This window comes from Kribbella sp. (assembly GCF_035655035.1).
In the GTDB taxonomy this organism is placed as follows: Bacteria; Actinomycetota; Actinomycetes; order Propionibacteriales; family Kribbellaceae; genus Kribbella.
The window spans coordinates 1-4,741 of sequence record NZ_DASRVN010000510.1; the positions used below are offsets into that span (position 1 = coordinate 1).

Here is a 4,741-nt window from a genome sequence, read left to right on the forward strand (position 1 = left end):
AACCGTCTGGCCGCAGCCGACCCGGCAACCCCAGCCCCGCGCCGCGCACCCGACACCAGCGCGGCAGCAGGCCGAGCAGCAGGCGACTCCGCCGCCAGCAGCCTCGCCGCAGCAGGCTCCGCCGCCGGCAGCCCGAACACACCCCCCGGCGCCACCGGCGAATACGACGCCACCTCAAGCACAGGACGCACCGTCGCAGCCGCTGAGCACGACAATGCGCCAGCCTCCGGACCCACGCGCGCAGCCACCGACCACGGCACCACCTCGGGTGGTGGACGTACCGGCACAGCCGCCGAGTACGGCGCCACCTCGGACGGCGGACGTACGGGCGCAGCCGCCGAGTACGGCGCTCCCTCGGATGGTGGGCGTACCGGCAGGCCGGGTGAGTACGGCGCGGCTGCAGGTGCGGGTGGGTATGCAGCGAGCGGGCTCACAGGTGCTGCAGCGTATGCAGCCGACGGCACCCACGCAGCAGCAGCTGGCGGCCACGCGACCTCCGGAAGCTCTGGCCTCGGCAGCTCCAGCCTCAGCAGTTCCGGACCTGGCGGCTCGGGACCGGGCAGCTCTGGTCCCGGCAGCTCTGGGCCTGGCAGCTCTGGTCCCGGCGGCTCTGGGCCTGGGGGTTCTGGGCCAGGGCGGCGGAGTGCTGGGCGGGTGGGGCGGGCGTCGCGGGGGCGGCGTTCGGTGATTGCGGTGGCTTCGGTGCTCCTGGTGATCACGCCGATCTCGTGGATCCTGCTGCACCAGCCGCAGAACGACCCGGCCGACGCCTCGGTGCCGATGGTGACGCGCACCGACGACACGTACATCACCCCCTCCACCAAGGCGGCCGTCGCTACCCCGTCCGCCCACGCGACCGTCACCCCAACAGCACCCCCGACGGCCACTCCCACGGCGACCCCGACGAACACCCCGTCCGCCACGCCGACAAACAGCCCGACAACCAGCCCGACGGGCACCCCAACGGACAATCCGACCGACACCCCCACGGAGTCCTCCACCCACACGCCGACGTCCGCCCCGACCTCGGCCCCCACCCGCACCAACCCCACCACGGCCCCGACCTCGCCCGGCCGAACCATCACCACCACCAAACCACCCGCCACCCCACCCCCGACGACCACGCCGCCACCGGTCGACGGCCGTATGGACTCGAACGAGAAGCAGCTCTTCAACCTGATCGACAGCGCCCGAGTGAACAACGGCTGCGCTGCCCTCAAGCAGGACCCGAGCCTCACCTCAGGTGCCGAGGCGACGGCCGCGAGCCGTGCGCAGTCCGGCAACAACCTGAACAGCAGCTCCGGATCGCAGGTCGGCGCCGGCGGTGACGGGATGTCCGCGCAGCAGGCCTACAACCAGCTGATGAAGAAGTACAAGGGCAGCGTCCTCGACTGCGGTCGCACCACGCTGGGCGTGGGGATGAGATCGGCCGACCACAGCACCGGCATCCTGTGCCCGCTGATCTGCGGCACCGCCGCCCGCAACGCCTGGGTGGCGAACTTCTCGTAGATTCTTCGGCACTCTTCTCGCCGGTTGGTGCGACCATGGTTGGGCGACCTGGTCCACCAACCTGCGGGAGGCTGGATGTTCTTCGAGCGTGATGACGTGGATCGGGCCGGGCCGGCGCATTACGGGATCCATCCGGACGCGCTGGCCGAGGAGCGACCGGATCCGCGGCCGGACGCGGCCCGCAAGATGGGGTTGAGCCGGCACACCGAGGAAGGCGCCGTACTGTACTTCGCTTCGTCCCTCGACCGCGGCAAACCCGGGCACCGGATGATGGCCTGGATCCTGCTGATCACGTTCGCGGCGCCGGTGGTCTACGTCCTGCTCGTGCTGCTGTAGAACTCCTGCCGATGCCGCTGCGGCGTCGTACCGAGCACGGCGTGGAAGTGATGCCGCAACGCGTCACTGCTGCCGAAACCGCTTTCCGCCGCGACCCGCTCGACCGACAGATCAGTTGTCTCCAGCAACAATCGCGCCCGGTCGAGCCGCTGCCGCAACAACCACGCCTGCCCCGAACTCCCGGTCCGCGCCCGGAACTGCCGCGTGAACGTACGCCGCGACAGCGCCACCGCCCCGGCCCATTCGTCCAACGTCACCGGCTGGTCGAGCCGCGCTCGCGCCCACACCATCGCTTTCTCGATCACGTCGTCGGCCGGGTCCGGCGGTACCGGCACCGGGATGTACTGCGCCTGGGATCCGCTCCGGTGCGGCGCGACCACGATGTCCCGGGCGACCTGCTCCGCGATCTCGAACCCGTGGTGCGTCCGGACCAGGTGCAGGCAGCAGTCCAACGAAGCCGCAGTACCGGCGGATGTGACGAGGTCGCCTTGATCACACCACAGCACGTCGGCCCGGACCTTCAACGCCGGGTACCGCGCCCGCAGCTCGTCGGCGAACCGCCAGTGCGTCACCACCTCACGCCCCTCGGCGATCCCGCTTTCCGCGACCAGGAATGCCCCGACGCACAGCCCGACCACCGTCGCGCCACGCGCATGCGCCCGCCGGATAGCAGTCAGCAGTACGTCGGACGCGACCAGCCCGGGCTCCCAGCTGGCGAGCACCACGACGTCGGCCCGTTCCATCGCATCGAGCCCGTGGTCCACGGTAATCCCGAACCCGGCGCTGGTCGGGAACGACCCTGGCTGCTCGGCACAGACCTGTACGTCGTACCGGTCGGGCAGGCCGCGCCGCTCGCCGAGGACCAGGCACGGCACGGACAGGTGGAACGGGCTCATCCCGGGGTACGCGAGAACCGCGACAGTACGCATGGACAGAGTATGGCCCGATCTTCGGCAACTATGGCTCCCGGGCCAATGGTACGGACGGTCGCCGGACCGGAGGATCGTGGTCATGAAGATCACGCACATCGGCGGCCCGACCGCCGTCCTGAACCTCGGCGGCCTCACGTTCCTGACCGACCCGGCCTTCGACGAGCCGCGCGACTACCAGCTCCCGGGACGGGTGATGACGAAGCTGACCGGCCCGGCGATCCCGGCCGCGGACCTCGGCCCGATCGACGTCGTACTGCTGTCGCACGACGAGCACAAGGACAACCTCGACGACGCCGGCCGCGCCCTGCTGCCGTCGATTCCGACCGTACTGTCGACGCCCGGCGCGGCGCTGCGCATCGAGGGCGTCCGCGGCCTCGAGAACTGGGAGACGGTCAACCTCCCGCGGCCGGACGGCGGTGTGGTCACGGTGACCGGCGTACCCGCGCTGCACGGGCCGGAAGGTGCCGAGTCGGTGGTCGGGTTCGTGACCGGATTCGTCGTGCAGGGCGAGGGATTGCCGACGGTCTACGTGTCCGGCGACAACGCGTCACTCGGCCACGTGAAGGAGATCGCGGACCGGTTCGCGCCGATCGACGTCGCGGTCCTGTTCGCCGGCGCCGCCCGTACCGGACTGCTGAACGGGGCGAACCTGACCCTCACCTCGGAGGACTCGGTCGAAGCCGCCCGCATCCTCGGCGACGCGACCATTATTCCCGTGCACACCGAGGGCTGGACGCACTTCAGCGAGGGCCCGGAGCAGTTCCTGGCCGCTTTCCAGGAGGCCGGACTGGAGCACCGTACGCAGATGCTGTCGCACGGTGTTCCGAAAACGGTTACTTGAGAGCTTGACGAGTACGGAGCGTGACGACTAGCGTGTTCGACCGCCGGGGGGACCGGCAGTTCGAATTCATCGGGCCGGGGGGACATCGGCCCACAGCACGAGGGGGGAACACTTTTGTTTACGCGACGCTTTCGCCTGCCCATGGCCGTTCTCGCGACCGCCGGAGTAGCCGTCGCCGCGGCGGCGGTCGCTCCACTGCCCGCGTCGGCGGTGAGTCCCGTCCTGTTCACCGGGATCCAGTACGACCCGCCCGGGCCGGATTACCGGACCAACGCGCAGCTCAACCGCGAGTACGTCGTCGTCCGCAACAACAGCACCCGGTCGGTAACCCTTGCCGGCTGGCGGATCCGGGACGCGCAGAACCACACGTTCGTGTTCCCGCGCGGCTTCGTGCTCCGCGGTCGCACCAGCGTGGTCGTCCACACGGGTCGCGGCCGGAACACGTCGGTGAACCTGTACTGGGGTTCCGGCAACTACATCTGGAACAACACCGGCGACACGGCCCGCCTGCAGACTCCCGCCAACCGAACCGTCGACACCTGTTCCTACCGGCAGGTGTCCGGCCGCGCCCGCGTCGCCTGCTGACCATCCTGCCGAGTCGTGAAATGCGGTCCGAATACTCGACCGATCTTCACGACTCGGCGGACGGGTCCGAGCCATTCACCACGACTCGCCGGATCGGCTGTCAGCGGTTGGATGGTTGCGCGGGGTCGGTGCCGTCGTCCGGGATCCATTCCTGGACGGTGATTTCGTCGCCTACGTGGATGTTGCCGGGGGCAAGTACTGCGGCTTTGATGCCGAAACTGACCCCGCCGCCGTAGGTGGGTTCGCGGCGGTAGGTGGCGAGGGTTCGGGTGGGTTCGGGGCCGGACTTGGTGCCGGTTGACTGGTCGACGGTCGGTACGGCGCAGCGGATGCCGCGGGCGGAGTAGCCGATGGTGGTGGTGCCGGCGGTCATCCGGAGGACGGTGTCCTCGGTGTGCGGTTCGGGCCAGCCGGAGATGACGACGTTCGGGCGGAAGCGGTTCATCGGGATCGCGGTGCCGCCGTATTCGAGGATGCGGGCGTTCAGGCTGTCGAGGGAGGCGTACGACGTGATCATCAGCGCGTGCGCGTCGCCGTA

Annotated in this window: 6 protein-coding genes; 4 read left to right on the forward strand and 2 right to left on the reverse strand. The window is 69.8% G+C overall.

Annotated features, from left to right (window positions below):
* The first annotated feature begins 693 nt into the window (after positions 1-693).
* The gene (locus VFF46_RS27900) at positions 694-1,509 is read left to right on the forward strand and encodes a hypothetical protein (protein ID WP_325040198.1); all 816 of its coding nucleotides are present in this window, start codon (positions 694-696) and stop codon (positions 1,507-1,509) included.
* A 75-nt stretch (positions 1,510-1,584) separates the two neighbouring features.
* The gene (locus tag VFF46_RS27905) at positions 1,585-1,845 is read left to right on the forward strand and encodes a hypothetical protein (RefSeq protein WP_325040199.1); all 261 of its coding nucleotides are present in this window, start codon (positions 1,585-1,587) and stop codon (positions 1,843-1,845) included.
* Here VFF46_RS27905 and VFF46_RS27910 read toward each other — a convergent pair.
* Positions 1,821-2,774 (reverse strand): GlxA family transcriptional regulator, encoded by a 954-nt coding sequence (locus tag VFF46_RS27910; protein ID WP_325040200.1) that lies wholly within the window; start codon positions 2,772-2,774, stop codon positions 1,821-1,823. The genes VFF46_RS27905 and VFF46_RS27910 overlap by 25 nt on opposite strands.
* An 82-nt stretch (positions 2,775-2,856) precedes the next feature.
* Here VFF46_RS27910 and VFF46_RS27915 point away from each other — a divergent pair, with 82 nt between their 5' ends.
* Both VFF46_RS27915 and VFF46_RS27920 read left to right on the forward strand, forming a co-directional pair.
* Positions 2,857-3,618: an MBL fold metallo-hydrolase gene (locus VFF46_RS27915; RefSeq protein WP_325040201.1), complete on the forward strand. Its 762-nt coding sequence runs from the start codon at positions 2,857-2,859 to the stop codon at positions 3,616-3,618.
* 141 nt (positions 3,619-3,759) lie between these two features.
* Positions 3,760-4,203: a lamin tail domain-containing protein gene (locus tag VFF46_RS27920; protein ID WP_325040202.1), complete on the forward strand. Its 444-nt coding sequence runs from the start codon at positions 3,760-3,762 to the stop codon at positions 4,201-4,203.
* Between the two features lie 100 nt (positions 4,204-4,303).
* Here the strand turns inward: VFF46_RS27920 and VFF46_RS27925 are convergent.
* A partial coding sequence (locus tag VFF46_RS27925; RefSeq protein ID WP_325040203.1) for an MOSC domain-containing protein occupies positions 4,304-4,741 on the reverse strand: 438 nt, incomplete at its 5' end.

Coding starts and splice junctions, on each gene's coding strand:
- VFF46_RS27905 (WP_325040199.1), top strand. CDS start 1,585: ATGTTCTTCGAGCGTGATGACGTGGATCGGGCCGGGCCGGCGCATTAC.
- VFF46_RS27910 (WP_325040200.1), bottom strand. CDS start 2,774: ATGCGTACTGTCGCGGTTCTCGCGTACCCCGGGATGAGCCCGTTCCAC.
- VFF46_RS27915 (WP_325040201.1), top strand. CDS start 2,857: ATGAAGATCACGCACATCGGCGGCCCGACCGCCGTCCTGAACCTCGGC.
- VFF46_RS27920 (WP_325040202.1), top strand. CDS start 3,760: ATGGCCGTTCTCGCGACCGCCGGAGTAGCCGTCGCCGCGGCGGCGGTC.